Source organism: Pseudomonas sp. P4_C3 (assembly GCF_056402075.1).
In genome coordinates this window covers 1-1,074 of the sequence record NZ_JBFUIC010000671.1, presented here as the reverse complement: position 1 = coordinate 1,074, position 1,074 = coordinate 1, and the positions used below count along the sequence as shown (strand labels likewise).

2 protein-coding genes are annotated in these 1,074 nt (G+C 62.7%); both read left to right on the top strand.

From position 1 onward, the window contains the following. The coding region (serC, locus tag AC1DVH_RS31660; protein WP_477757098.1) for a 3-phosphoserine/phosphohydroxythreonine transaminase at positions 1 to 654 on the top strand (654 nt) is incomplete at its 5' end. Positions 655 to 777: 123 nt separating this feature from the next. Then, positions 778 to 1,074: benzoate/H(+) symporter BenE family transporter (locus AC1DVH_RS31655; RefSeq protein WP_477757097.1), on the top strand; the 297-nt coding region annotated here is incomplete at its 3' end.

The following is a 1,074-nucleotide window of genomic DNA, read 5'->3' as shown; positions in this document are numbered from 1 at the left end:
TACTTGCACTACACCGAGAATGAGACGGTGCACGGCGTGCAGTTCATCGACACGCCCGCGAGCGACGCGCCGCTGGTGTGCGATGCCTGTTCAAGCCTGCTGTCCAAGCCGATCGACATCGCCAGGCATGGGCTGGTGTATGCCGCCGCGCAGAAAAACATGGGCGTGGCCGGGTTGACGGTGGTCATCGTGGACCCGGCGTTGCTGGAGCGTTCCCATGCCTTTACCCCGGACATTCTCAACTACGCGCGCATCAGCGACGCGCAGTCGATGCCCAATACCCCGGCGACCTTCCCCTGGTACCTCACCGGCCTGACGCTCAAGTGGATCAAGCACAGTGGCGGCCTGCAGGCCCTACATCAGCGCAACCAGGCCAAGGCGCGAATGCTGTACCGCGCCATCGATGGGAGTGACGGGTTTTATCGCAACCCTGTGCAGTTACCGTATCGCTCCATCAACAACGTGCCCTTCCGRCTGGCCGAGGCGGCGCTGGAGAAGGCCTTTTTGCGGAGCGCCGAGCAGGCCGGCCTCAACGGCCTCAAAGGCCACGCCAGCGTCGGCGGCCTGCGCGCCAGCCTCTACAACGCCGTTTCAGTGCCGGCGGTCGAGGCGCTGTGCGATTTCATGAACGCGTTTGCGCGCGAGCATGGATGAGCCGGCCGCGCAAATTGGTCTGGTCTGCTGCGTTAAAGCGTAGGGGTAAAACCTGCCATTCAACGGCTATAAATGACCGCTTACCAGCGGCCGGATACATCGTCCAGCAAGGAGCCAAGACCTATGTCATCTACTCAATCCCTCTCGTCCCTGCGTCTGCGGGACCTGCTGCACCCGGTGGTTGCCGGGCTGATTTCGGTGATCGTCAATTACGGCGGCACCTTCATCCTGGTGTTTCAGGCCGCCAAGGTCGCAGGGCTCAGCCCTGAGTTGACGGCGTCGTGGGTTTGGTCAGTATCGATCGGGGTAGGGGTGACCGGGCTGTTCCTCAGTTGGGTGAGCCGCGAGCCGATCATCACCGCCTGGTCGACCCCGGCGGCGGCTTTTTTGATCGTCGCTTTGGCGACCACACCCTACGCC